Source organism: Vibrio sp. Vb0304 (assembly GCF_033338995.1).
Classification (GTDB): Bacteria; Pseudomonadota; Gammaproteobacteria; order Enterobacterales; family Vibrionaceae; genus Vibrio; species Vibrio alginolyticus.
Map to the genome: position 1 here is coordinate 1 of NZ_JAWOTT010000007.1, position 22,161 is coordinate 22,161.

General features: G+C 46.1%; 25 protein-coding genes. 23 read left to right on the top strand and 2 right to left on the bottom strand.

What is annotated here, in order from left to right; all coding sequences use genetic code 11:
- The 15 genes from R7P35_RS11085 to fliJ form a co-directional block, all read left to right on the top strand.
- Window positions 1-195: flagellin (locus tag R7P35_RS11085; protein WP_031855108.1), on the top strand; the 195-nt coding region annotated here is incomplete at its 5' end.
- A gap of 288 nt (window positions 196-483) precedes the next feature.
- Window positions 484-1,614, top strand: a complete 1,131-nt coding sequence (locus tag R7P35_RS11090) for a flagellin (protein WP_005380449.1) — start codon at window positions 484-486, stop codon at window positions 1,612-1,614.
- Between the two features lie 92 nt (window positions 1,615-1,706).
- On the top strand, window positions 1,707-2,141 hold the full coding sequence (flaG, locus tag R7P35_RS11095) for a flagellar protein FlaG (protein ID WP_005384493.1): 435 nt from the start codon (window positions 1,707-1,709) through the stop codon (window positions 2,139-2,141).
- 21 nt (window positions 2,142-2,162) lie between these two features.
- Complete coding sequence (fliD, locus tag R7P35_RS11100) at window positions 2,163-4,157, top strand: flagellar filament capping protein FliD (protein ID WP_258458533.1); 1,995 nt, start codon at window positions 2,163-2,165, stop codon at window positions 4,155-4,157.
- Between the two features lie 3 nt (window positions 4,158-4,160).
- Window positions 4,161-4,466, top strand: a complete 306-nt coding sequence (locus R7P35_RS11105) for a flagellar protein FliT (RefSeq protein WP_005380456.1) — start codon at window positions 4,161-4,163, stop codon at window positions 4,464-4,466.
- A 12-nt stretch (window positions 4,467-4,478) separates the two neighbouring features.
- Window positions 4,479-4,889, top strand: a complete 411-nt coding sequence (gene fliS / locus R7P35_RS11110; RefSeq protein WP_005380457.1) for a flagellar export chaperone FliS — start codon at window positions 4,479-4,481, stop codon at window positions 4,887-4,889.
- A gap of 287 nt (window positions 4,890-5,176) precedes the next feature.
- Window positions 5,177-6,643, top strand: a complete 1,467-nt coding sequence (locus R7P35_RS11115) for a sigma-54 dependent transcriptional regulator (RefSeq protein ID WP_005384490.1) — start codon at window positions 5,177-5,179, stop codon at window positions 6,641-6,643.
- A 199-nt stretch (window positions 6,644-6,842) separates the two neighbouring features.
- A complete protein-coding gene (locus R7P35_RS11120; RefSeq protein WP_213904888.1) occupies window positions 6,843-7,874 on the top strand; it encodes a sensor histidine kinase in 1,032 nt (343 codons plus the stop codon).
- Between the two features lie 36 nt (window positions 7,875-7,910).
- Window positions 7,911-9,320 (top strand): sigma-54-dependent transcriptional regulator, encoded by a 1,410-nt coding sequence (locus R7P35_RS11125; RefSeq protein ID WP_053349543.1) that lies wholly within the window; start codon window positions 7,911-7,913, stop codon window positions 9,318-9,320.
- Window positions 9,321-9,442: 122 nt separating this feature from the next.
- Entirely contained in the window at window positions 9,443-9,754 is a 312-nt protein-coding gene (gene fliE, locus R7P35_RS11130) for a flagellar hook-basal body complex protein FliE (protein WP_005384482.1), read from the top strand.
- Window positions 9,755-9,768: 14 nt separating this feature from the next.
- Entirely contained in the window at window positions 9,769-11,511 is a 1,743-nt protein-coding gene (gene fliF / locus R7P35_RS11135) for a flagellar basal-body MS-ring/collar protein FliF (RefSeq protein ID WP_005380462.1), read from the top strand.
- Window positions 11,504-12,559 (top strand): flagellar motor switch protein FliG, encoded by a 1,056-nt coding sequence (gene fliG, locus R7P35_RS11140; protein ID WP_005380470.1) that lies wholly within the window; start codon window positions 11,504-11,506, stop codon window positions 12,557-12,559. Before fliF ends, fliG begins: the two co-directional genes overlap by 8 nt.
- A gap of 71 nt (window positions 12,560-12,630) precedes the next feature.
- The gene (gene fliH / locus R7P35_RS11145; RefSeq protein WP_047102856.1) at window positions 12,631-13,431 is read left to right on the top strand and encodes a flagellar assembly protein FliH; all 801 of its coding nucleotides are present in this window, start codon (window positions 12,631-12,633) and stop codon (window positions 13,429-13,431) included.
- Between the two features lie 3 nt (window positions 13,432-13,434).
- Window positions 13,435-14,754: a flagellar protein export ATPase FliI gene (fliI, locus tag R7P35_RS11150; RefSeq protein WP_136976999.1), complete on the top strand. Its 1,320-nt coding sequence runs from the start codon at window positions 13,435-13,437 to the stop codon at window positions 14,752-14,754.
- Between the two features lie 6 nt (window positions 14,755-14,760).
- Window positions 14,761-15,204, top strand: coding sequence for a flagellar export protein FliJ (fliJ, locus tag R7P35_RS11155; RefSeq protein ID WP_005380474.1), 444 nt, complete (start codon window positions 14,761-14,763; stop codon window positions 15,202-15,204).
- 40 nt (window positions 15,205-15,244) lie between these two features.
- Here fliJ and R7P35_RS11160 read toward each other — a convergent pair whose 3' ends face one another.
- Both R7P35_RS11160 and R7P35_RS11165 read right to left on the bottom strand, forming a co-directional pair.
- On the bottom strand, window positions 15,245-15,559 hold the full coding sequence (locus R7P35_RS11160; RefSeq protein WP_042524102.1) for an NIPSNAP family protein: 315 nt from the start codon (window positions 15,557-15,559) through the stop codon (window positions 15,245-15,247).
- A gap of 39 nt (window positions 15,560-15,598) precedes the next feature.
- The gene (locus R7P35_RS11165) at window positions 15,599-15,742 is read right to left on the bottom strand and encodes a hypothetical protein (RefSeq protein ID WP_005394314.1); all 144 of its coding nucleotides are present in this window, start codon (window positions 15,740-15,742) and stop codon (window positions 15,599-15,601) included.
- Between the two features lie 97 nt (window positions 15,743-15,839).
- On the opposite strand from R7P35_RS11165, the gene R7P35_RS11170 reads away from it, so the two are divergent.
- The 8 genes from R7P35_RS11170 to fliR all read left to right on the top strand — a co-directional run bounded on the left by R7P35_RS11170 (window position 15,840) and on the right by fliR (window position 22,161).
- Complete coding sequence (locus R7P35_RS11170) at window positions 15,840-17,693, top strand: flagellar hook-length control protein FliK (RefSeq protein ID WP_042524100.1); 1,854 nt, start codon at window positions 15,840-15,842, stop codon at window positions 17,691-17,693.
- A gap of 85 nt (window positions 17,694-17,778) precedes the next feature.
- Window positions 17,779-18,282, top strand: a complete 504-nt coding sequence (fliL, locus tag R7P35_RS11175) for a flagellar basal body-associated protein FliL (protein ID WP_005380477.1) — start codon at window positions 17,779-17,781, stop codon at window positions 18,280-18,282.
- 7 nt (window positions 18,283-18,289) lie between these two features.
- On the top strand, window positions 18,290-19,336 hold the full coding sequence (fliM, locus tag R7P35_RS11180; RefSeq protein ID WP_005380478.1) for a flagellar motor switch protein FliM: 1,047 nt from the start codon (window positions 18,290-18,292) through the stop codon (window positions 19,334-19,336).
- A gap of 58 nt (window positions 19,337-19,394) precedes the next feature.
- On the top strand, window positions 19,395-19,805 hold the full coding sequence (fliN, locus tag R7P35_RS11185; RefSeq protein WP_005380479.1) for a flagellar motor switch protein FliN: 411 nt from the start codon (window positions 19,395-19,397) through the stop codon (window positions 19,803-19,805).
- 1 nt (window position 19,806) lies between these two features.
- Entirely contained in the window at window positions 19,807-20,220 is a 414-nt protein-coding gene (gene fliO / locus R7P35_RS11190; RefSeq protein ID WP_005380480.1) for a flagellar biosynthetic protein FliO, read from the top strand.
- Entirely contained in the window at window positions 20,207-21,076 is an 870-nt protein-coding gene (gene fliP / locus R7P35_RS11195) for a flagellar type III secretion system pore protein FliP (protein ID WP_005394311.1), read from the top strand. Before fliO ends, fliP begins: the two co-directional genes overlap by 14 nt.
- A gap of 24 nt (window positions 21,077-21,100) precedes the next feature.
- Window positions 21,101-21,370 (top strand): flagellar biosynthesis protein FliQ, encoded by a 270-nt coding sequence (fliQ, locus tag R7P35_RS11200; RefSeq protein WP_005380488.1) that lies wholly within the window; start codon window positions 21,101-21,103, stop codon window positions 21,368-21,370.
- Between the two features lie 8 nt (window positions 21,371-21,378).
- Window positions 21,379-22,161: a flagellar biosynthetic protein FliR gene (gene fliR / locus R7P35_RS11205; protein WP_005384463.1), complete on the top strand. Its 783-nt coding sequence runs from the start codon at window positions 21,379-21,381 to the stop codon at window positions 22,159-22,161.

Sequence of the window (22,161 nt, forward strand, 5' to 3'; positions counted from 1 at the left end):
CGTTTCAACCACGCAATCAGCAACTTGGACAACATTAACGAGAACGTGAATGCGTCGAAGAGCCGTATCAAAGATACTGACTTCGCGAAAGAAACGACGGCAATGACCAAATCACAAATTCTATCGCAAGCGTCAAGCTCAATCCTTGCGCAAGCGAAACAAGCGCCTAACTCAGCGCTAAGTCTGCTAGGTTAATTTCAAACCTAAGACGAGAACCTCATTGGCTCGTGGTGAGAGATGAGCGAGTAAACCCAGCTTCGGCTGGGTTTTTTTCTGTCTTTTGGGGACTCAGAATTTCTGCGAATCACGACATTAGAGCTTCATCACATTTCAGTAAGCCAAAGAAAATAATCGCAAAAAATTGAAAATTTCTTCTAAAGGATATTCATCGGTCGCCGTTAAAGGGACTGAGAGAAATGAGATGTACCTAAGTGAGGTGAGAGACACGACGGTACATTCACTAAAGCCTTAAGGAGATCAATTATGGCGATTAACGTTAATACTAACGTTTCTGCGATGACTGCACAGCGTTACCTAAACCAGGCAGCTGACGGTCAACAAAAATCAATGGAGCGTTTGTCTTCGGGTTATAAAATCAATAGCGCGAAAGACGATGCTGCAGGTCTACAGATTTCAAACCGTTTGAATGCACAAAGCCGTGGCCTAGACATGGCAGTGAAAAACGCAAACGACGGTATTTCTATTGCACAGGTTGCTGAAGGTGCAATGAATGAATCTACCAACATCCTACAACGTATGCGTGATCTTTCGCTTCAATCGGCGAACGGCTCTAACTCAAAAGCAGAACGTGTAGCGATCCAAGAAGAAGTAACAGCGCTAAACGACGAGCTAAACCGTATTGCTGAAACTACCTCTTTCGGTGGTAACAAGCTTCTAAACGGTACTTACGGTACTCAATCTTTCCAAATCGGTGCGGACTCAGGTGAAGCAGTGATGCTTTCTATGGGTAACCTACGCTCAGACACTTCAGCAATGGGTGGTAAGAGCTACGCAGCAGAAGAGGGTAAAGACGCATCTTGGACTGTTGGTGAGAAAACAGAGTTCAAAATGAGCTACACCAACAAGCAGGGTGAAGAGAAAGAGCTATCAATCAGCGCTAAGCAAGGCGATGATATTGAGCAGCTAGCGACATACATCAACGGTCAAAACGATGATGTAAAAGCCTCTGTTGGCGAAGATGGCAAACTACAAGTATTTGCTTCTTCTCAAAAAGTTGAAGGTGATGTTGAGTTTTCTGGCAACCTAGCAGACGAGATCGGCTTTGGTGGTCCGAAAGACGTAACAGTGAAAGACATCGACGTAACCACAGTAGCTGGCTCTCAAGAAGCAGTAGCGGTTATCGACGGCGCTCTTAAGTCCGTAGACAGCCAACGAGCTTCACTCGGTGCTTTCCAAAACCGCTTCAACCACGCAATCAGCAACCTAGACAACATTAACGAGAACGTTAACGCGTCTAAAAGCCGTATTAAAGATACTGATTACGCGAAGGAAACCACTGCGATGACTAAGTCGCAAATTCTTCAGCAAGCAAGTACTTCAATCCTGGCTCAAGCGAAGCAGTCTCCATCTGCAGCGCTAAGCTTGTTGGGCTAAGTGGTAAACCCAGCCTGAGGTCAACACCTTAGTGCTGGGGCACCAAAGCGATAGATTCTATCGTTAGCCCATAAGGTGGAAGGGAGATTGTAATGGATATATCCTCCTACGCATCGAACATCCAGCCTTACGGCACGCCAAATGGCACAAAGTTTGCAAATAAAAATGGCAATGATATAGGCACGTCTAGCCCAGCAAATTCAAATGGTGAGATTTCGCCGCAAAAAGCGAAAAACACCGAATACGACTTCTCTGTTCAAGCTGCGATCGAGATGGCTGAAAGCCGTCAAGAACTGAACAAAGAAGAACGTGAAAAATTGGTCGCACAAATGAATGAATTTGTCACGTCCATAAACAAAGGAGTCGCATTTCGAGTGGATGAAGAATCCGGACGAGATGTGGTGACGATTTATGAAGCCAATACCGGTGACGTGATTCGTCAAATTCCTGATGAAGAAATGCTAGTGGTATTGCGTCGCCTAGCTGAGCACACAGCCAACAGCGGGTTGTTGACTGAAAAAGTGTAAGTCGTTTTTAGAGGTGATTTGATGAGTTTAGGCCCTTTGGGGATGTCTGGCGGCATGGATATTAATTCCATGGTCAGCAAAATTGTGGATGCCGAACGCGTACCAAAGCAGCAACGCATCGACAACGAACGCACGACAATTGATGCCAGTATCAGTGCTTACGGACGACTCAGAGAATCATTGGATACGATGAAAAATCTCATGGCGAACTTTCGTCAGGAGAAAGCATTTGCCGTTCGCACCGTCGAAACGACCAATGACAATATTGTATCTGCCACGGCAACCACAGATGCTATCGCTGGCAAATATGCTATCGATGTGTTGCAGCTTGCTCAGAGCCATAAAGTCGCTTCTGACGTATTGCCAGAAGACGCAAAATTTGGCCCTGGTAAGCTGCAGATTTCGCTTGGTGATGAGCGTTTTAATATCGATGTTCGTTCCCGATCTAAGCTCATCAATGTCGTACGTGGCATCAATGGCGCTAAAGATAACCCTGGCGTTCGTGCATCTCTTATTAACGACGTCGAAGGTCCACGCCTTATCCTTGCTTCTAACCTCTCTGGTAAGGATCATCAAATCAGAGTCAGTGTGGAGGCAGAAAAAGGCAACCCTCTTAAATATTTCGAATACCAAACACTTGAAGACCGCGTCAACGCGCTTGAAGAAGCTCGTTCAGCGGCGGAAGATGTCTTAGGTCCTCTTAAATTTCCGGAACAACCAGCAGAAGAGCTGGATGCAAACGGCAATCCTCTACCTCCAGAAGAGCAAAAAGCGGCAGACGATGTACAAGATGATGCATCGCAAGCGCCAATCTCTGCGGCGGGTGCAGAAGCAGCCAAAGCTGGTCAAGAAGCCATTGATGAAGCCAACCGACGCGCGAGTTTACGCCCTGAAGACAGAATTCCAGGGTGGACAGAAACTGCGTCAGGTACTTTGTTGGACTCTTATGAAGAACCAGAGCTCGAACTCGACGAAAAGGCAATAGAGAAGGCACCAGATGTTCCAGGCTGGAATAATGCCGCATCGGGCACCCTAACCGATTCTTACGTTACGACGAAAGAGGCTAAGCAGCTTCTTGAGCAAGAAAAAGCGGAAATCGAGCAAAAAATTGCGAGTGAAAAGCAAGCGTTAGACGAAAAAGTGGCACGTGGTGAACTTTCCGAAGCGCAAGCTAAGCAAATTCATCGCGCTAAACTTGATCCTCAAGAACGTGAGCGTCTGGAAAAAATTGATGAAGCAGAAGCGAAAATCGCAAAGGCACAATCTGCTTTTGAAGAATACCTTGGGATGACAGAAGTACAAGCAGGGCAAGATTCAGAAGTTCTGCTTGATGGAGTGGCAAAGCTATCTAGCCACAACAATGTGATTGAAGATGCGATCGAAGGTGTTGATTTAACGCTAAAAGGCAAATCAGAACCGAATAAACCGCCTGCTGAAATTGGTGTCGAGTACGACCGTCAAAGTGTACGCAACGATATCGAAAACTTTGTGGCAGCGTATAACTCGTTTTATCAAACCTCCCAAGCGTTGGCGAGTGTGGATCCGGTAACTGGTCAAAAAGGGCCGTTGTCAGGTGACAGCACCGTACGCAGTGCAGATTCACGATTAAAATCGGTCTTTTCTACTCGAATCGATAAGGCGCCTGAAAACCTAAAGTCCTTAACAGAATTTGGCATTACGACCACACGTCAAGGCACCCTAGAAATCAACTATGACATGCTAGATCGCCAGTTGAACAATAACTTCAACGAGTTAGAAAAGTTCTTCGGTGGCAACACAGGTTTTGCTAAACGAGTAGAAGATGCGATTCACGGTATCACAGGTATTACAGGCAGTATTCGTACTCGAGAAAAAAGTCTCACAGAACAAAACTACCGTTTGAGTGACGATCAAGCGGCATTAGATCGCCGCATGGAAAGCCTAGAGAAGCGTACTCATGCGAAGTTTACCGCGATGCAAGATGCAACCGGTAAAATGCAAGGCCAGTTAGGCGCTTTGATGAGTGCGTTGGGTTAATAAATGCAAAAAGAACTCATGGAAATTAGTGATATAGATCAACTAATTACGCAAGAATTAGAAAAAATTGATTTTAATGCTGAAGAAATTCTTCGCTTGGTCGATATCAGGGAACGGTTATTGCAAAACCTGTTACCAATTATTCATCAAAATCCTTTGGTTAAGCAGGATGCAGAGTGGCAAGCGTTGCTAACTCGTACCAAAAGAATTGTCGAGCTGATGCAATCGGAAACGTCAAAGGTCGGAAAAGAGCTCCATAAGTTTCGTTATGGCCAGCGTTCACTTCAGCAGTACAAAAAATTTATTTAAAAGAGGATTACTATGCGCGGTTCTTTGCAAGCATACAAAAAGGTATCAGTCGACAGCCAGCTTAGCGCGGCTTCTCCGCACAAAGTCATTCAAATGCTTATGGCTGGTGCGATTGAGCGCCTTATTCAAGGTAAAGCAGCCATGCAAGCAGGCAATATTCCAGCAAAAGGTGAGCGCTTGGGTAAAGCGTTAGACATCATTATCGCGCTACGCAGCTGTCTATCTATGGATGACGGTGGTGATATTGCTTCAAACTTAGATTCACTGTATGAGTTTATGATCACGCAAATTTCTGCTGCTAACCATCAAAATGAGCCTCAGCTGATCGACGACGTTATCGACATTATCCGTGAGATCAAGTCCGCTTGGGACCAAATCCCAACAGAGTTTCATAATCTTACCGCTGCTGAAGTTGGTATTTAATAGTCAAAACAATGCGTTAAGATACTAGACGAATATATTTGTCAATTGCGCAACGAGTTGTGTAGCAAAGTTTCTATCAAGCTCACACCTCTCCATTGCTTGGTTGCCTTATTTTTATATTCAAATAAAATAGAAGCCATTAGTAGCCCTAATGGCTTTTTTGTTGCTGATTTTCCTATTTTGTCTATCGTAAATTGAGTGTGGTGGTTCTGCCTTCTTTAGCACCCAATTGCGCAAATCAAGGTTTGGCCGCAACGCACCTAAAATAAAGGCAATCATTCTTACTTATGCATGGTTTGGCAAAGCTGCTTGTAATTGATGATGACGCATCAAGTCGTTTAAATTTAAGCAATATATTGGAATTTGTTGGAGAAAATTGCGAAGCGGTCAGTTCTGATCAGCTCAGCGATGTTGATTGGTCTAGCGTATGGTCGTGCTGTATTGTTGGTAATATTCCAGCAGGTCAAGCGGCGAGTACGGTTATCTCTCATTTAAACAGCGCTTACCACATCCCTCTTCTAGTCATGGGCCGTTTTCCTTTGCCTGTTGATGATCTTCCAAATTTTGTTGGTGAACTAGAGCTGCCGCTTAATTACCCACAGCTTAGTGAAGCGTTACGCCACTGCAAAGATTTTCTGGGGCGAAAAGGAGTGAATGTTGTTGCTAGTGCACGCAAAAACACGCTTTTTCGCAGCTTAGTTGGTCAAAGTAGAGGTATTCAAGAAGTTCGACACCTGATCGAGCAAGTATCAAACACGGAAGCAAACGTGTTGATCTTAGGTGAGTCCGGTACAGGTAAAGAAGTTGTTGCGCGTAACATCCACTATCACTCTTCATACCGCGATGGCGCATTTGTACCTATTAACTGCGGTGCAATACCGCCTGAGCTCCTAGAAAGCGAATTATTTGGTCACGAAAAAGGCGCGTTTACTGGTGCGTTAACTGCCCGTAAAGGTCGATTTGAGCTCGCAGACGGTGGCACGATCTTTCTTGATGAGATTGGCGATATGCCAATGTCGATGCAAGTAAAGTTGCTTCGTGTATTGCAAGAACGCTGCTTTGAACGTGTAGGTGGCAATAGTACCATCAAGGTAAATGTTCGAGTTGTGGCGGCGACACACCGTAATCTAGAAAATATGATTGAAGAAGGCACGTTCCGAGAAGACTTGTTCTATCGTCTGAACGTGTTTCCGATTGAGATGCCAGCGCTGAAAGAGCGCAAACAAGATATACCATTGCTGCTGCAAGAACTGATGACACGTTTAGAGGCGGAGGGCGGACAACCTATCTGTTTTACACCTCGTGCAATCAACTCACTGATGGAGCATAACTGGCCGGGCAACGTACGCGAGTTGGCTAATCTTGTTGAGCGAATGATTATTCTGTATCCAAATAGCTTAGTGGATGTAAACCATCTACCAACCAAATATCGCTACAGTGACATCCCAGAGTTCCAACCAGAGAGCAATCCATTTGTTTCGGTGGAAGAGCAAGAGCGTGATGTATTCCAAGATATCTTCTCTGAAGATTTTAGCTTTGAAGATCAAGACGACCTTGATCACAGCATGAACGCCCCGCAAGCGCTGCCACCGGAAGGGGTTAATTTGAAAGAGCTGCTGGCTGATTTAGAAGTTAATATGATCAGCCAAGCATTAGAAGCGCAGGGTGGCGTTGTAGCAAGAGCGGCCGACATGCTGGGTATGCGACGTACTACGCTGGTGGAAAAAATGCGTAAGTACAACTTACAGCGCTAGGTAAAGTGAAGTTTTAAGACGATATCTGAATTATCACTTGTGCTAGTTAACATCGTTTTTCTGGCATCCAAAACCGTTATCTCTGAGTGTCAACTTATTGTCGATAGCTTAACGTCCTGATAAATATAAAAAATAGCTTGGTACGCTAATTGCTTACCAAGCTATTTTAGTTTTAGCGGCGATATTTCGACAGGCAGTAATGGATAACAACACCAATCAATCCCATTTAGATTCCGTAGAGAATCAGGTTGAGCGCTACAAACAGGTGCTCGATGTGATGCCTGCTGGAGTGATTTTGCTCGATACGTACGGAGTAGTGCGTGAAGCAAATCCAGAAGCGCACCGAATTCTTAAGATTCCACTGGTTAACGAAAAATGGTTCAACGTTATCCAGGCGGTGTTTGACCCACGTGAAGATGATGGCCACGAAGTTTCATTACGTAATGGCCGTAAAGTTCGACTCGCCATCTCGGCGTCCACAACAGGTCAATTGATCCTGATTACCGATTTAACCGAAACCCGTTTACTTCAAGCTCGTGTCAGTGATTTACAGCGCTTATCGTCGTTAGGACGTATGGTTGCGTCGCTTGCTCACCAAGTAAGAACGCCGCTGTCGAGCGCTATGTTATATGCATCCAATTTGGGAGCGCCAAATCTTCCTCCAGCGACAAAAGATCGCTTCCAAACCAAATTAATGGATCGACTGCACGATTTGGAAAAGCAGGTTAATGATATGCTGCTTTTTGCTAAAGGTGGTGATAATAAGGTCATTAAGCCATTTACGATTGCCCAGTTGGTAGCGGAATATCAGCCGATGGTCGAAACCGCGCTAAAAAACAACAGTATTGATTACTGCCTAGAAGTGGAAGAAGAACAAACTGAGCTACTAGGCAATGCGAACGCCATTGCATCCGCATTAAGTAATCTGGTCATGAATGCGATTCAAATGTCTGGTAAAGAATCGCAAGTCGATATTTTTTTCCGCCCGGTAAATGGTGAGTTACGCATTTCTGTGCAAGACAGCGGACCGGGAGTGCCCGAAGAACTGCAAGCCAAAATTATGGAGCCATTTTTTACCACACGTTCTCAAGGAACTGGATTAGGGTTGGCAGTTGTTCAAATGGTTTGCCGTGCCCATGACGGTCGATTGGAACTTATTTCAGAGCAGGGTGATGGAGCCTGCTTCACCATGTGCATTCCGCTAGAGCGAGTGCAAACAGAAGCGCAATAAGCGGCTTTTGGTAATAACAATTTCTGGAGAATCATAATGGCGCAAAGCAAAGTGCTGATCGTAGAAGACGATGAAGGTCTTCGTGAAGCCCTAGTCGATACTCTGGCTCTGGCAGGGTATGAGTGGTTGGAAGCGGACTGTGCTGAAGATGCACTGTTAAAGCTGAAATCGAATACGGTTGATATCGTCGTTTCTGATGTGCAAATGGCGGGTATGGGTGGCTTAGCTCTGCTCAAAAGCATCAAGCAGAATTGGCCTAACTTACCAGTATTGCTAATGACGGCGTACGCCAACATTGAAGATGCCGTGTCTGCAATGAAAGATGGCGCGATTGACTACATGGCGAAACCATTTGCACCAGAAGTATTGCTGAACATGGTCAGTCGATATGCACCGATCAAAAGCGATGACAATGGTGACGCGGTCGTGGCAGATGAAAAAAGTCTGCGTCTACTTGCGTTGGCCGATAAAGTGGCACGTACAGATGCGAATGTTATGGTGCTAGGTCCTAGTGGCTCAGGTAAAGAAGTGATGTCGCGCTATATTCACAACGCGTCAAATCGTAAAAATGGTCCTTTTGTCGCAATTAACTGTGCCGCGATTCCTGACAATATGCTCGAAGCAACACTGTTTGGCTATGAAAAGGGCGCATTTACTGGTGCTGTTCAGGCATGCCCAGGAAAGTTCGAACAAGCGCAAGGTGGCACAATCTTGCTTGATGAAATCAGCGAAATGGACTTGAACCTGCAAGCGAAGTTATTGCGTGTTCTACAAGAGCGCGAAGTAGAGCGCCTAGGCAGTCGCAAAAGCATCAAGTTAGATGTTCGTGTGTTAGCGACGAGTAACCGTGATCTTAAGCAATACGTGTCAGAAGGAAACTTCAGAGAGGACTTATATTACCGCCTGAATGTATTCCCAATTGCGTGGCCTGCACTTAAAGAACGTAAAGGCGATATTGCACCGCTTGCCAAGCATCTTGCTGAGCGTCATTGCAGCAAAATGGGCATGCCAGTGCCTCAATTCTCGACCGTTGCGTTAGAAAAACTATTGCAATACCCTTGGCCGGGTAATGTTCGTGAATTGGATAACGTGGTTCAACGAGCGCTGATATTAAGTGAAAATGGCGACATCGATGCAGAGCACATTTTGCTCGAGGGCGTAGATTGGCAAGATGCCAATAGCTTGCAACACGTGGTGCAAAATGCAGATATGGTCGTGCCCAATGTTAAGCCAGTTGCTCAAGCTGAGAGTGTCAGCCGCCCAGTAACTGGTGGAGAAGGCTTAGGCAGCGAGCTGCGCGATCAAGAATACGCCATTATTTTGGAGACTTTGGTTGAGTGTAATGGTCGCCGCAAAGAAATGGCGGAGAAACTGGGTATAAGCCCTCGAACCTTGCGCTATAAGCTTGCCAAAATGCGTGATGCTGGTATAGATATCCCGAATTAACACAGACAACGGCCATAAGACAAAAAGTGTAAGTAAATTGATTGCTAATGTCTTATGGCACGTTAATTGCTGTGTCAATAATCAGTTTTGTTAATAGTCAATCTTTTGGCTTAGAGGTGCTAATGAAAATTGATGGTATTCAGGCAGAAATGCGCGCCATGATGGTAGAAGCAACCAATACGGCTCCTACTGCAAGTGGGGCGAAAGTTGGAGCAGATTTTAACGATCTCCTAACTAAAGCCATCAATAACGTAAACACACTTCAAAAAGCATCTGGTGATTTACAAACCCGTTTTGATCGTGGTGATGCCGATGTATCCCTTTCTGACGTTATGATCGCTCGTAACAAGTCTAGTGTCGCTTTTGATGCGACGGTTCAAATTCGCAATAAACTCGTTGAGGCATATAAAGATCTCATGAACATGCCAGTGTAATTTAGGTAATAAGTGTGGCAGACAAGTCTACAGATTTAACCGTCACTGAAGGCGGCTCAGATGGTGCACTGGTAGCAAGTTCCGATGTGGATGTGGAGAGTCAAAATCCAGATCTAGAGGAGCGTAGTGCGTCAAAATTCGATATGGCAGTGGGCGACCTCGATTTACTTCGTCAGGTTGTGCTTGTGCTGTCGATATCCATCTGTGTTGCATTGATCGTGATGCTGTTCTTTTGGGTCAAAGAACCGGAAATGCGCCCACTTGGTGCGTATGAGACCGAAGAATTGATCCCCGTTCTGGATTATCTGGACCAGCAGAAAATCAATTATAAGCTTGATGGCAATACTGTTTCTGTTGAATCGAGTGAGTACAACTCGATCAAACTTGGCATGGTTCGTTCCGGCGTTAACCAAGCTACAGAAGCGGGCGATGATATTTTGCTGCAAGACATGGGTTTTGGTGTTTCACAACGTCTCGAGCAAGAGCGTCTCAAACTCAGTCGAGAGCGCCAATTGGCTCAAGCAATTGAAGAAATGAAGCAAGTTCGCAAAGCACGAGTGTTATTGGCACTGCCAAAGCACAGCGTGTTTGTGCGTCATAACCAAGAAGCGTCTGCGTCGGTATTTTTGACATTGTCGACAGGCACGAACCTTAAGCAACAAGAAGTGGATTCTATTGTCGACATGGTGGCTAGTGCTGTGCCGGGAATGAAAACTTCTCGAATTACCGTCACAGATCAGCATGGCCGCTTACTCAGCTCAGGCTCCCAAGATCCCGCTTCTGCGGCGCGACGCAAAGAACAAGAATTAGAACGCAGCCAAGAGCAAGCGCTGCGCGAAAAAATTGATTCCGTACTATTACCCATTTTAGGTTATGGCAACTATACGGCGCAGGTTGATATCCAAATGGACTTCAGTGCGGTTGAACAAACCCGCAAACGCTTTGATCCAAACACCCCTGCGACCCGCAGTGAGTACGCACTCGAAGATTACAATAACGGTAACATGGTAGCGGGTATTCCGGGTGCGTTGAGTAATCAGCCTCCAGCGGATGCCTCAATTCCGCAAGATGTGGCTCAAATGAAAGATGGTTCTGTCATGGGGCAGGGTTCAGTTCGTAAAGAATCCACGCGTAACTTTGAACTTGATACGACCATCAGCCACGAGCGAAAGCAGACCGGGACAGTGGCTCGTCAGACCGTTTCTGTTGCGATTAAAGACCGTCGTCAAGTTAACCCTGATACGGGTGAAGTGACTTATACCCCAATGTCCGAATCTGAAATCAATGCCATTCGCCAAGTATTAATTGGTACCGTTGGCTTTGATCAAGGCCGTGGCGATTTGCTGAATGTATTGAGTGTAAAGTTTGCTGAGCCAGAGGCTGAGCAGCTAGAAGAACCACCAATTTGGGAGCACCCTAACTTCAGTGATTGGGTTCGTTGGTTCGCAAGTGCATTAGTGATTATTGTGGTTGTGTTGGTTCTGGTTCGCCCAGCAATGAAGAAATTGCTTAACCCTACCAGCGATGATGAAGACGAAATGTACGGACCAGACGGCTTGCCGATTGGTGCGGATGGTGAAACTAGCTTGATTGGCAGTGACATCGAAAGCAGCGAACTGTTCGAGTTTGGCTCAAGTATTGATTTGCCAAACCTTCATAAAGATGAAGATGTATTGAAAGCGGTTCGCGCTCTGGTTGCGAATGAACCTGAACTGGCTGCTCAAGTAGTGAAAAACTGGATGAATGACAATGGCTAACGATATCGTACCTCAAGATGACAACGCCGCGGGAATGCCAGTAGAGCTGGATGTTTCAACCATTACTGGCGAAGAAAAAGCGGCAATTTTGCTACTGAGCCTTAATGAACAAGATGCAGCTGGCATTATCCGTCACCTAGAACCAAAACAGGTTCAGCGTGTTGGTAGTGCGATGGCTCGCGCGAAGGATCTCAGCCAAGACAAGGTATCTGCTGTTCATCGTGCGTTTTTGGAGGATATCCAGAAATACACCAACATTGGTATGGGCAGCGAAGACTTTATGCGTAATGCATTGGTTGCCGCTCTTGGTGAAGACAAAGCCAACAACTTAGTTGACCAGATCCTACTTGGTACGGGCTCAAAGGGTTTGGATTCTTTGAAATGGATGGACCCACGCCAAGTGGCGAGCATTATTGTCAATGAACACCCACAGATTCAAACTATCGTACTGTCTTATTTAGAAGCAGACCAATCTGCAGAGATTTTGTCTCAGTTCCCTGAGCGCGTGCGTTTGGATCTGATGATGCGTATTGCCAACCTTGAAGAAGTTCAGCCATCAGCATTGGCAGAGCTGAACGAAATCATGGAGAAACAGTTCGCGGGTCAAGCGGGTGCACAAGCAGCCAAAATTGGCGGCCTGAAAGCAGCAGCGGAGATCATGAACTACCTAGACAACAACGTCGAAGGTTTGTTGATGGAACAAATTCGCGATCAGGACGAAGACATGGCGACGCAAATCCAAGACCTAATGTTTGTCTTCGAAAACTTAGTCGAGGTGGACGACCAAGGTATTCAGAAGTTGCTGCGTGACGTACCACAAGACGTGTTGCAAAAAGCACTCAAAGGTGCAGATGACTCGTTACGTGAGAAAGTCTTCAAGAATATGTCTAAACGTGCTGCTGATATGATGCGTGATGACATAGAAGCGATGCCGCCAGTACGAGTGGCAGATGTAGAAGCCGCTCAGAAAGAAATCTTAGCAATTGCCCGTCGAATGGCGGATGCTGGTGAGCTCATGCTATCTGGCGGTGCTGACGAATTCTTATAATTTCTATTGCTTCGCAATTATCCTATTGCGGAGCACCCTCACTTCTTAATCGAACACACAATAGGTAACCCATGGCTGGCGATAGAAAACGTGGATTTATCCGTCCTGATGAAGATGATTCGATGATCGAACCTCAACGTTGGGGGCTGCCTGATTATGGCGAGCCTAAAGCCAAACAAGCAAAACAAACCGCGTTCAACTATGACCCGGGATGGGTGCCGAATTTTGATGAGCCTGAAGAAGAGCAGCCACTTGCGCTAACCGAAGAGCAAATTGAACTGATTAAGCAAGGTGCTTATCAAGAAGGCTTACATCAAGGTCAGGAAGCTGGCTTTAAGCAAGGTTACGACAAAGGTAAAGAAGAAGGGTTGCAAGCCGGCCATGCTGAAGGTCTCGAGCTCGGAAAAGCTGAAGGGGTAACTGCAGGGCAAGAATACATTCAGCAGCAAGTTGAAACCTTCATGAACTTGGCCAATCAGTTTGCTCAACCTTTGGAGTTGATGAATGCTCAGGTTGAAAAGCAGCTAGTGGATATGGTGCTCTGTTTAGTCAAAGAAGTGGTGCACGTTGAAGTACAAACCAACCCTCAAATTATTTTAGATACAGTGAAGCAGTCGGTCGAAGCACTACCAATATCAGGCCACCCTATTACCTTGCACCTGAATCCAGAAGATGTCGCGATTATTCGTTCAGCTTATGGTGAAGAAGACCTTGATTGTCGCAACTGGACGTTAGTTGTTGAGCCATCGCTCAATCGAGGTGACGTCCAGATTGAAGCCGGTGAATCAAGCATTATTTATCGCATGGAAGAACGCGTCAAAAGCGTATTGCACAGCTTTTGTGGCGCAAACCGTCATCAAGAGGGTGAGTAATCCATGCAAGCACTCGCTGACCGCTTAAAAAGCTATAAAGTTGAAGGTCTTACGACACGCCCTGTCGCCTCTGGCAAACTGGTGCGTGTGGTTGGATTAACGTTGGAAGCGACCGGCTGTCGCGCACCGATTGGCAGTTTATGCTTAGTGGAAACCATGTCAGGTCAGATGGAAGCCGAGGTTGTCGGCTTTTCAGGTGGCAACCTATTTTTAATGCCAAGCGAACAAATTACGGGCATTTTACCTGGCGCGAGAGTCACCCCTTTAACCAGTGACGCTGGTTTGCCTGTCGGCATGGAGTTACTTGGGCGCGTGATAGACGGGGTTGGGAATCCACTTGATGGACTTGGCCCTTTGTATACCGATCACCGTGCCTCTTTTAATGCTGAGCCGATCAACCCGTTGGCTCGAAAACCAATTTCTGAACCGCTCGATGTTGGCCTAAAAGCCATCAATGGTTTGTTGACGGTTGGTAAAGGTCAGCGTATCGGTCTGTTTGCAGGTTCTGGTGTGGGTAAATCGGTCACGCTTGGCATGATGACGCGAGGCACCACCGCACAGGTTGTGGTCGTCGGCCTGATAGGTGAGCGTGGACGTGAAGTTAAAGAGTTCATCGAAGAGATCTTGGGTGAGGACGGTCGTCGCCGCTCAGTGGTGGTCGCGGCGCCTGCCGATGCTTCACCTCTAATGCGCTTAAAGGGGTGCCAAACGGCATTAACGATTGCTGAATACTTCAGGGACCAAGGGTTAGATGTTCTGCTATTGATGGACTCGTTGACTCGTTTTGCACAAGCACAGCGTGAAATCGCACTTTCTGTTGGTGAGCCGCCAGCGACGAAAGGTTACCCGCCTTCTGTATTTGCCAAGCTGCCAGCGCTGGTCGAGCGAGCGGGTAATGGAAGTGCCGAACAAGGCTCGATTACGGCGTTCTTTACCGTGTTGACCGAAGGGGATGATTTGCAAGATCCGATAGCGGATGCATCGCGAGCCATTCTTGATGGCCATATTGTACTTTCTCGTGAAATGGCGGATGCAGGCCATTATCCGGCGATTGATGTCGAGAAGTCGGTGAGCCGTGTTATGCCGCAAATCACGACCGAAGAGCACGTTCTGATGTCAAAAGCGGTGCGACAGGTCTTGTCTATTTGTCGCAAGAATCAAGATTTGGTCTCGATTGGAGCGTACAAACCGGGTACCGATCCTGCTATTGATGGCGCATTTACTTTGAAACCGAAGTTAGACGAATACTTGCAGCAGAGCATGAAAGAATCGGTGCCATACGATATGTGCATCAATATGCTTAGAAACATTTTGGGTGGGTGATAGCGCGTGAATAATGCGATGGAGTTTCTACTTGAGCAAACTAAGGATCGTGAAGACCAAGCTGTGCTTGCACTGAACAAAGCGCGTTCTGAACTCGAAGATTATTACCGTCAGGTTGAACAAATTGAAAAGTATCGGCTTGATTATTGCCAGCAACTCGTCGACCGTGGTCAGGCGGGCCTAACGGCAAGTCAATATGGACACTTAAATCGATTCCTTACCCAGCTAGATGAGACTTTATCTAAGCAAAAGCAAGCAGAAAGTCATTTCAAAGAGCAGGTTGAAAACTGTAAAGAATATTGGTTAACCGTGCGTAAAGAACGCAAATCCTATGAGTGGATGATAGACAAACGCGAAAAAGAGAAACAACTTGCTGAAGCTAAGCGCGAACAAAAGCAAATGGACGAGTTTTCCACCTTACTTTACAGTCGAAAACCACATCGTTTCTAAAGGTTATCGGTTCGATATTGCATTACGGTGTTGCAGTTGACTACATCTCTACCGATTCAAGTAAGGTAACTTTGATTGAGTCTTGTTCAATTAGCTCAAATACCTTCGGTCGAATCTCGCGAACCCACCACTCGTTGTATGTTTTTTCGTAGAGAGTCTGGCGTGCTTGTTCATTGTCGAACTCTCTAAGCCAAACAAAATAGTCATGTCCATCATCACCAGTGTGGACGTAAGTATTCAGTACACGCATGCCTTGTGAACGTTGATAGGGCAACAGTTCTTCCTTCATCCAACTTAGCCACTGTTCTGTTTTGCCTGCTTTGATTCTATATTGGCGTAATTCTGTGATCTTCAAAGTGATTCCTTAATTGTTAAGTCAAATGTCTGTTTACGCTTATCGTTTTTCAAAGTCAATCAAGTAGCTGTACATCATGTTAGGAACCAGGTTCTCGGATAGTACTGTTGATGTTTGTTCCATAAACATGCCATCTATTAGCTTGCCGAGAATTGGCTCAATATTGTGGTGTGATTTTTGCATTTTAGCTGTCAGTATCGGGTCTTTTTGACCTTTGTTTGCCGCCAGTATTGCTGCCTGTCAGCGATACGCTCAGAGCCACGAGAACGAGAGTTTCTAAATGAGTGTGAATTTGTCCCATGTATCTGCGACTACCAAGACGCCAGTTTCTGATGTGTCCGCTAAAGCGTCTGCAGAGAGCACTGAAAGCAAGGGATTTTTAGAAACGTTAACCGATGCGTTTGCTGGTAAACAAAAGCCCGAAAAAGTAGCAACAGAATCGACAGTGGTTGAAGAAAAAGAAAGAGCGGATGTAGGCAGTACTTCTTCTGCTAACGTCTCGGACGAATTGTTGGCGCAAGAAAGCCAAGAATCCGTCAGTGACGGGCCCCATGATTTTGATGAAACATCAGCAAACAAACCGAATGCAACCCTAAGTGACAAGGCAAGTTTACAAAAGGCGAGTAACAGCACACCTTTGAAGCCTGATGTTGAAGCTATCGAAAAAGTGAAATCAACATCAATTGATACGAGTAACCCATCAAATACAATGGACGTAAAAAGCACGATGGGCGAAGGACAACAGCTTCTTGGTCGAATTGAACAAGCGAATCAAACCCTGAATGCGAGTAATGCATCCATCGATAGTGGCAAAGTTTTGCCTCAGAGAGCAAATTTAGTGCATTCGTTCCACGAGCAAGCAACCGTTTCGACAAACCTTGATGAGCTGGCTTTGAATGAAACGCCATTAGTTCATTCGCTTGAACAAGCACAGATGATCCCAGGACAAGACTTAGAGCCAATTTTAGATAAGAATGGTCAACCTATCGATGTCGACAAACTCTCGTCTGAGTTTGCTGCTTGGCAAGAGCTAGCGAAACAAGCCAGCCATCCGACGACTAAGAGCGCAGTCAGTGGTGAAGTAGCTAATGAGCTGTCGCCGTTGTTAACAGACGTTGATGGTTCCAACATCGACGCGCTTCCACGAGTCTCCTTGGATGAACTTGAAGTTATAGATACCAAGTTGGCGCAAGGAAAACCACTGACTCAGCAAGAAGCTCAGATCATTGAAGGGTTGAAACAAGGAACGATCACGGCGGATATTCCTGAGCAAGACCTTGCCCAATTTGTTGCGCTCCCTAATGACATTAAACAGATTCTCGCAGAGCAACAAGTACAACATAATTTAACTCGCCAGGCTGGAGCTATGGCAGTGTCTCAGCAAATCCAGCATGCAGCGGCTCAAGCCCTCCAGCCACAAGCTACTCATAGTGGAGATAAAGTAGCATTATCTTCAACGCCCGATACGTTGATAGCCGCGCAAGTGCCGACGTCGCTTCAAGGTGTGAAAGACGGAGAGATTAGCCAGAAAGTGATGAACGCAGCATTGGCGACTGGTGCGCTAAAGGCGCCTGCGGATAGACAAGATAAGCCGGATCTCCAACACGGTTTCGCTGGACAGCTTCAGGCTATGGCAGGTCAGCAAGGAATTAATGTACAGCAACAAGCGCGTATTGATGCTGCACAACAAGCTCAGCTTCCGTTGCAACTAACTAAAGAGCTAGCCAACGAGCAAGTTGCGGAAAAAGTGCAAATGATGATGTCGAAGAATCTGAAAAATCTCGATATTCGTCTTGATCCACCAGAGTTAGGTCGTATGCAAATTCGTATGACCATGAATAATGACGTTGCCAATGTACATTTTACAGTGAACAACCCGCAAGCTCGTGACATTATTGAACAGACGCTCCCTCGTTTGAGAGAAATGCTAGCGCAACAAGGTATGCAGCTGGCTGATTCTTCCGTCCAGCAACAAAACAGCGGGCAACAGCAAGGTAGGTATACTGCTGAACAACATGGTCAAAGCGCGCAAAGTGGCGGTTTTTCTGGACAGTCCGAAGAGGGTTTTGAATCTGATGTCAATCTGGATTTGAATGTCGCTTCAAAGCGTGATGGAATTAGTTTTTACGCATAAAAGGCCGTTTAACGGCAATGGCATACGGTTACCAAGCAACTCACTAAAACGTCTTGGTAACTCAAAAGAACAATAAGAGACAAGAATGGCAGAAGAACAGTTACAAGGGGCCGATGCGCCGAAAGGAAAAAGCAAGTTACTTATCATCATCATCGCTGTTGTAGTATTACTACTTGGTGGCGGGGCAGCGGCATTTTTTCTAATGGGCTCTGATGAACCTGCTCAGGCTGAATCGTCTCAACAGGCTCAAGTGAAGGCATCGGATGCTGCGCCCATCGCGTATGTGAATCTTCCTCAGGCATTTGTATTTAACGTTACTGGGGATAGCCGCGATAGGTTGGTTCAAATTAAAGCGCAGTTAATGGTTCGCGGTGCAGAAAATGAAGAGTTGGCGCGGTATCATTCGCCACTGATTGAAAGCTCTATGCTATCAACGTTTGCTTCCGCGACGGTTGATCAATTGCGCTCTCCTACAGGACGAGTGGAATTGCGCGATCGTGCTTCCGAAGATATCAAAGCAGCGCTGAATGCTGCGGTCGGTAAGCCAGTGATTGAAAAAGTACTGTTTACAGATTTTGTTATTCAATAGGTAAAACGTGACCGATCTATTAAGCCAAGACGAAATTGATGCGCTATTGCATGGGGTTGACGATGTTGATGACGTCGATGAACCGATAGAAAACGACACTGAGGGTGCCGTCAATTTTGATTTCTCGTCGCAAGACAGGATCGTACGTGGTCGAATGCCGACGCTCGAACTTATCAACGAGCGCTTTGCACGGCACATGCGTATTAGTCTGTTTAATATGCTGCGTAAAACGGCAGAGGTGTCGATCAATGGCGTGCAGATGATGAAGTTTGGTGAATACCAGAACACATTGTACGTGCCAACCAGTTTGAACATGGTGCGTTTTCGTCCGTTAAAAGGCACTGCGTTGATCACCATGGAGGCTCGTTTAGTCTTTATTCTGGTAGAAAACTTCTTTGGCGGTGATGGTCGATTCCACGCCAAAATCGAAGGCCGTGAATTTACCCCAACGGAACGCCGCATCATTCAGTTGTTACTGAAAATTGTATTTGAAGATTATAAAGAAGCGTGGTCGCCAGTGATGGGGGTAGAGTTCGAATATCTCGACTCTGAAGTAAACCCAAGTATGGCAAACATTGTCAGCCCGACAGAAGTGATTGTCGTGAGTTCCTTCCATATAGAAGTTGACGGCGGTGGCGGCGATTTTCATGTCGTTATGCCTTACTCCATGGTTGAGCCTATCCGTGAACTATTGGATGCAGGTGTTCAGTCCGACAAGATGGAAACGGACGTTCGCTGGAGCTCAGCACTACGTGAAGAGATCATGGATTGTCCGGTTAACTTCCGCGTGAACTTGCTCGAAAAAGACATTTCTTTGCGTGATCTCATGGAGCTGCAACCGGGCGACATCATCCCGATTGAAATGCCAGAACATGCGACGATGTTTGTAGAAGACCTACCGACCTATCGCGTAAAAATGGGTCGTTCGGAAGACAAATTAGCGGTGCAAATTTCTGAGGAAATTGAGCGCCCACATGTCGTCAAAACAGATTTAGCTTTCTTAGGTAAAGACATCATGTCCGAGCTTGAGAGTGAAGACGATATAGACCATTAAGATACCTTATTAAATAGACATGCTATGGCATGAGTAAGGCGTAACACAGGATAGAAAAATGGAACCAAGTGACGATCAAAAGCTAGCAGACGAATGGGCAGCCGCTCTTGGCGAAGACCCGTCTGCCCCTTCTGTAGACGTAGATGAAGTATTGGCTGCGCCACTGGAAGAGCTAAAAGACACTTCAAGCCCAATTAGCGAAGATGAGCGTCGTAAACTCGACACTATTATGGATATCCCGGTGACGATTTCGATGGAAGTCGGTCGTTCTCAAATTAGCATTCGGAACCTGTTGCAGCTTAACCAAGGTTCGGTTGTTGAGTTGGATCGTCTAGCCGGTGAGTCGCTCGACGTATTGGTTAACGGTACTTTGATTGCTCACGGCGAAGTCGTGGTCGTCAACGATAAGTTTGGTATCCGTTTGACGGATGTGATCAGCCAAACTGAACGAATTAAGAAGCTGCGTTAAGATGAGTCGTTCAATCAAAATGCGATTGAAGCAAATCACTGGAGCACTGAGCTTAATGCTAAGTGCTCCTTATGCATTTGCTGCCGCACCAAATAATCTGGATCTTGCGACGACACTTGGCTCGCTTGTGCTTGTAATCGGCGTGATTCTTTTGCTGGCTTGGTTGCTGAAACGTATGCAAGTGCCAGCGATGGGACAACAAAAGGGCTTGCGTATAGTGAGTCAGTTGCCAGTGGGTACAAAAGAAAGAATCGCAGTAGTTCAAGTGGGTGAAGAACAGTTTTTGGTTGGGATTACTAGCCAATCGATCCAAACTTTAGCCAAGTTAGATAAGCCACTGAAAGAGGAAGAGTTGGCGACCAATGCTTTTGCGACTCAATTTAGCCAGCTGATCAAAAAACATGACAAAGGGTAATCCAATTCGTTTGCTCCTGAGTACGTTGTTACTTTTTGTCGGCGTGCTGTTTTCTTCATTTACCTTTGCTGAAGCAGAGGAGTCAGCGCTGCCAGATAACTTAGCCGATGGAAGTGGTGTTACAGTTCAGGCTATGCAAAGTGATACTGGTGCTAGCCGTGCTATGTCCGTTTCTAGTGGCGGTGGTATTCCAGCATTCACCATGACCACGAACCCTGATGGCAGTGAAGACTACTCGGTTACACTACAAATTTTAGCGTTAATGACCATGCTTGGCTTCTTGCCTGCCATGGTGATTCTGATGACCTCGTTCACTCGAATTGTGGTGGTGATGTCGATATTGCGTCAGGCAATGGGTTTGCAACAAACGCCTTCTAATCAGGTTATTATTGGTATTGCGCTGTTTTTGACCTTTTTTGTTATGTCTCCTGTCCTGAACGAAATCAACGACAAAGCTGTTCAGCCTTATTTGAACGAGCAAGTTACGGCGCGAGAAGCGTTTGATGCTGCACAAGCGCCAATGAAAGCATTTATGCTTAAGCAGACCCGAATCAAAGATTTGGAGACGTTCGTAACCATGTCAGGAGAGCAAGTCGAGAATCCAGAAGATGTGTCGATGGCGGTGTTGATTCCGGCTTTTATCACCTCAGAGCTAAAAACTGCATTCCAAATTGGCTTTATGCTCTTCTTGCCGTTTTTGATTATTGACCTTGTAGTCGCTTCGGTACTGATGGCAATGGGTATGATGATGTTGTCACCAATGATTGTTTCGTTGCCGTTCAAGTTGATGTTGTTCGTATTGGTCGATGGTTGGAACTTGATACTCTCGACACTCGCGGGCAGCTTTGCCCTTTAGATAAGCGCAGATAGAGGATAAGACATGACACCAGAAATGTTTGTCGAGCTTTTCCGTGAAGCACTTTGGATGGTGCTTATCATGGTCTGCGCTATTATCATCCCAAGCTTGCTTATCGGCCTTGTAGTCGCGATTTTTCAAGCTGCGACTTCCATCAACGAACAAACATTGAGCTTCTTACCGCGTTTGATTGTCACGCTTTTGGCCCTGATGCTGTTTGGGCATTGGATGACGCAAATGTTGATGGAATATTTCTATGGCTTGATTGAACGCTTACCTCAGGTGCTTTATTAGAGGCGCCTATGGAGTACCCCACTAGCGTTGTCTTAGATTGGATCGCAAACTACTTCTGGCCCTATGTTCGTATCTCATCCATGTTGATGGTGATGACAGTAACCGGGGCCCGATTTGTTTCGCCAAGAATCCGCCTTTACCTCGGTTTAGCCATCACTTTCGCTGTCATGCCAGCTATCCCCGCCGTACCTCAAGACATTGAGCTACTCTCGTTTCGTGGCTTCATGACCATTGCCGAGCAAATGATCATCGGCATAGCGATGGGTATGGTTACTCAATTTATGATTCAAACCTTTGTCCTACTTGGTCAAATATTGGGTATGCAATCAAGTTTGGGCTTTGCTTCTATGGTTGATCCCGCAAATGGTCAGAACACGCCATTGCTTGGCCAGTTATTCATGTTCTTAACGACAATGTTTTTCCTTGCCACCGATGGACACTTAAAAATGCTGCAATTGGTGGTGTTCAGTTTTAAAACTTTGCCGATTGGCTCCGGCTCGCTCAACGCGGTTGATTTCCGTGAAATGGCAGGCTGGCTTGGTATTATGTTCCAAACGGCATTGAGTATGTCTCTATCCGGCATTATTGCACTACTGACCATTAACTTGTCGTTTGGTGTAATGACCCGTGCCGCACCACAGCTGAATATCTTCTCGCTTGGTTTTGCTTTTGCTTTGATGGTGGGTCTATTACTTTGTTGGTACATACTGGCTGGTCTATACAGTCATTATGAAATGTTCTGGACAGTGGGTGAGGCGCAGATTTGTCGGCTTATTCGCTTGGAGTGCTAA

Bases quoted from the DNA above. Each gene is read 5' to 3' on its own strand.
- R7P35_RS11090 (WP_005380449.1), top strand. From the start codon at position 484: ATGGCGATTAACGTTAATACTAACGTTTCTGCGATGACTGCACAGCGT.
- flaG (WP_005384493.1), top strand. From the start codon at position 1,707: ATGGATATATCCTCCTACGCATCGAACATCCAGCCTTACGGCACGCCA.
- fliD (WP_258458533.1), top strand. From the start codon at position 2,163: ATGAGTTTAGGCCCTTTGGGGATGTCTGGCGGCATGGATATTAATTCC.
- R7P35_RS11105 (WP_005380456.1), top strand. From the start codon at position 4,161: ATGCAAAAAGAACTCATGGAAATTAGTGATATAGATCAACTAATTACG.
- fliS (WP_005380457.1), top strand. From the start codon at position 4,479: ATGCGCGGTTCTTTGCAAGCATACAAAAAGGTATCAGTCGACAGCCAG.
- R7P35_RS11115 (WP_005384490.1), top strand. From the start codon at position 5,177: ATGCATGGTTTGGCAAAGCTGCTTGTAATTGATGATGACGCATCAAGT.
- R7P35_RS11120 (WP_213904888.1), top strand. From the start codon at position 6,843: ATGGATAACAACACCAATCAATCCCATTTAGATTCCGTAGAGAATCAG.
- R7P35_RS11125 (WP_053349543.1), top strand. From the start codon at position 7,911: ATGGCGCAAAGCAAAGTGCTGATCGTAGAAGACGATGAAGGTCTTCGT.
- fliE (WP_005384482.1), top strand. From the start codon at position 9,443: ATGAAAATTGATGGTATTCAGGCAGAAATGCGCGCCATGATGGTAGAA.
- fliG (WP_005380470.1), top strand. From the start codon at position 11,504: ATGGCTAACGATATCGTACCTCAAGATGACAACGCCGCGGGAATGCCA.
- fliH (WP_047102856.1), top strand. From the start codon at position 12,631: ATGGCTGGCGATAGAAAACGTGGATTTATCCGTCCTGATGAAGATGAT.
- fliI (WP_136976999.1), top strand. From the start codon at position 13,435: ATGCAAGCACTCGCTGACCGCTTAAAAAGCTATAAAGTTGAAGGTCTT.
- R7P35_RS11165 (WP_005394314.1), bottom strand. From the start codon at position 15,742: ATGCAAAAATCACACCACAATATTGAGCCAATTCTCGGCAAGCTAATA.
- R7P35_RS11170 (WP_042524100.1), top strand. From the start codon at position 15,840: ATGAGTGTGAATTTGTCCCATGTATCTGCGACTACCAAGACGCCAGTT.
- fliL (WP_005380477.1), top strand. From the start codon at position 17,779: ATGGCAGAAGAACAGTTACAAGGGGCCGATGCGCCGAAAGGAAAAAGC.
- fliN (WP_005380479.1), top strand. From the start codon at position 19,395: ATGGAACCAAGTGACGATCAAAAGCTAGCAGACGAATGGGCAGCCGCT.
- fliO (WP_005380480.1), top strand. From the start codon at position 19,807: ATGAGTCGTTCAATCAAAATGCGATTGAAGCAAATCACTGGAGCACTG.
- fliP (WP_005394311.1), top strand. From the start codon at position 20,207: ATGACAAAGGGTAATCCAATTCGTTTGCTCCTGAGTACGTTGTTACTT.
- fliQ (WP_005380488.1), top strand. From the start codon at position 21,101: ATGACACCAGAAATGTTTGTCGAGCTTTTCCGTGAAGCACTTTGGATG.
- fliR (WP_005384463.1), top strand. From the start codon at position 21,379: ATGGAGTACCCCACTAGCGTTGTCTTAGATTGGATCGCAAACTACTTC.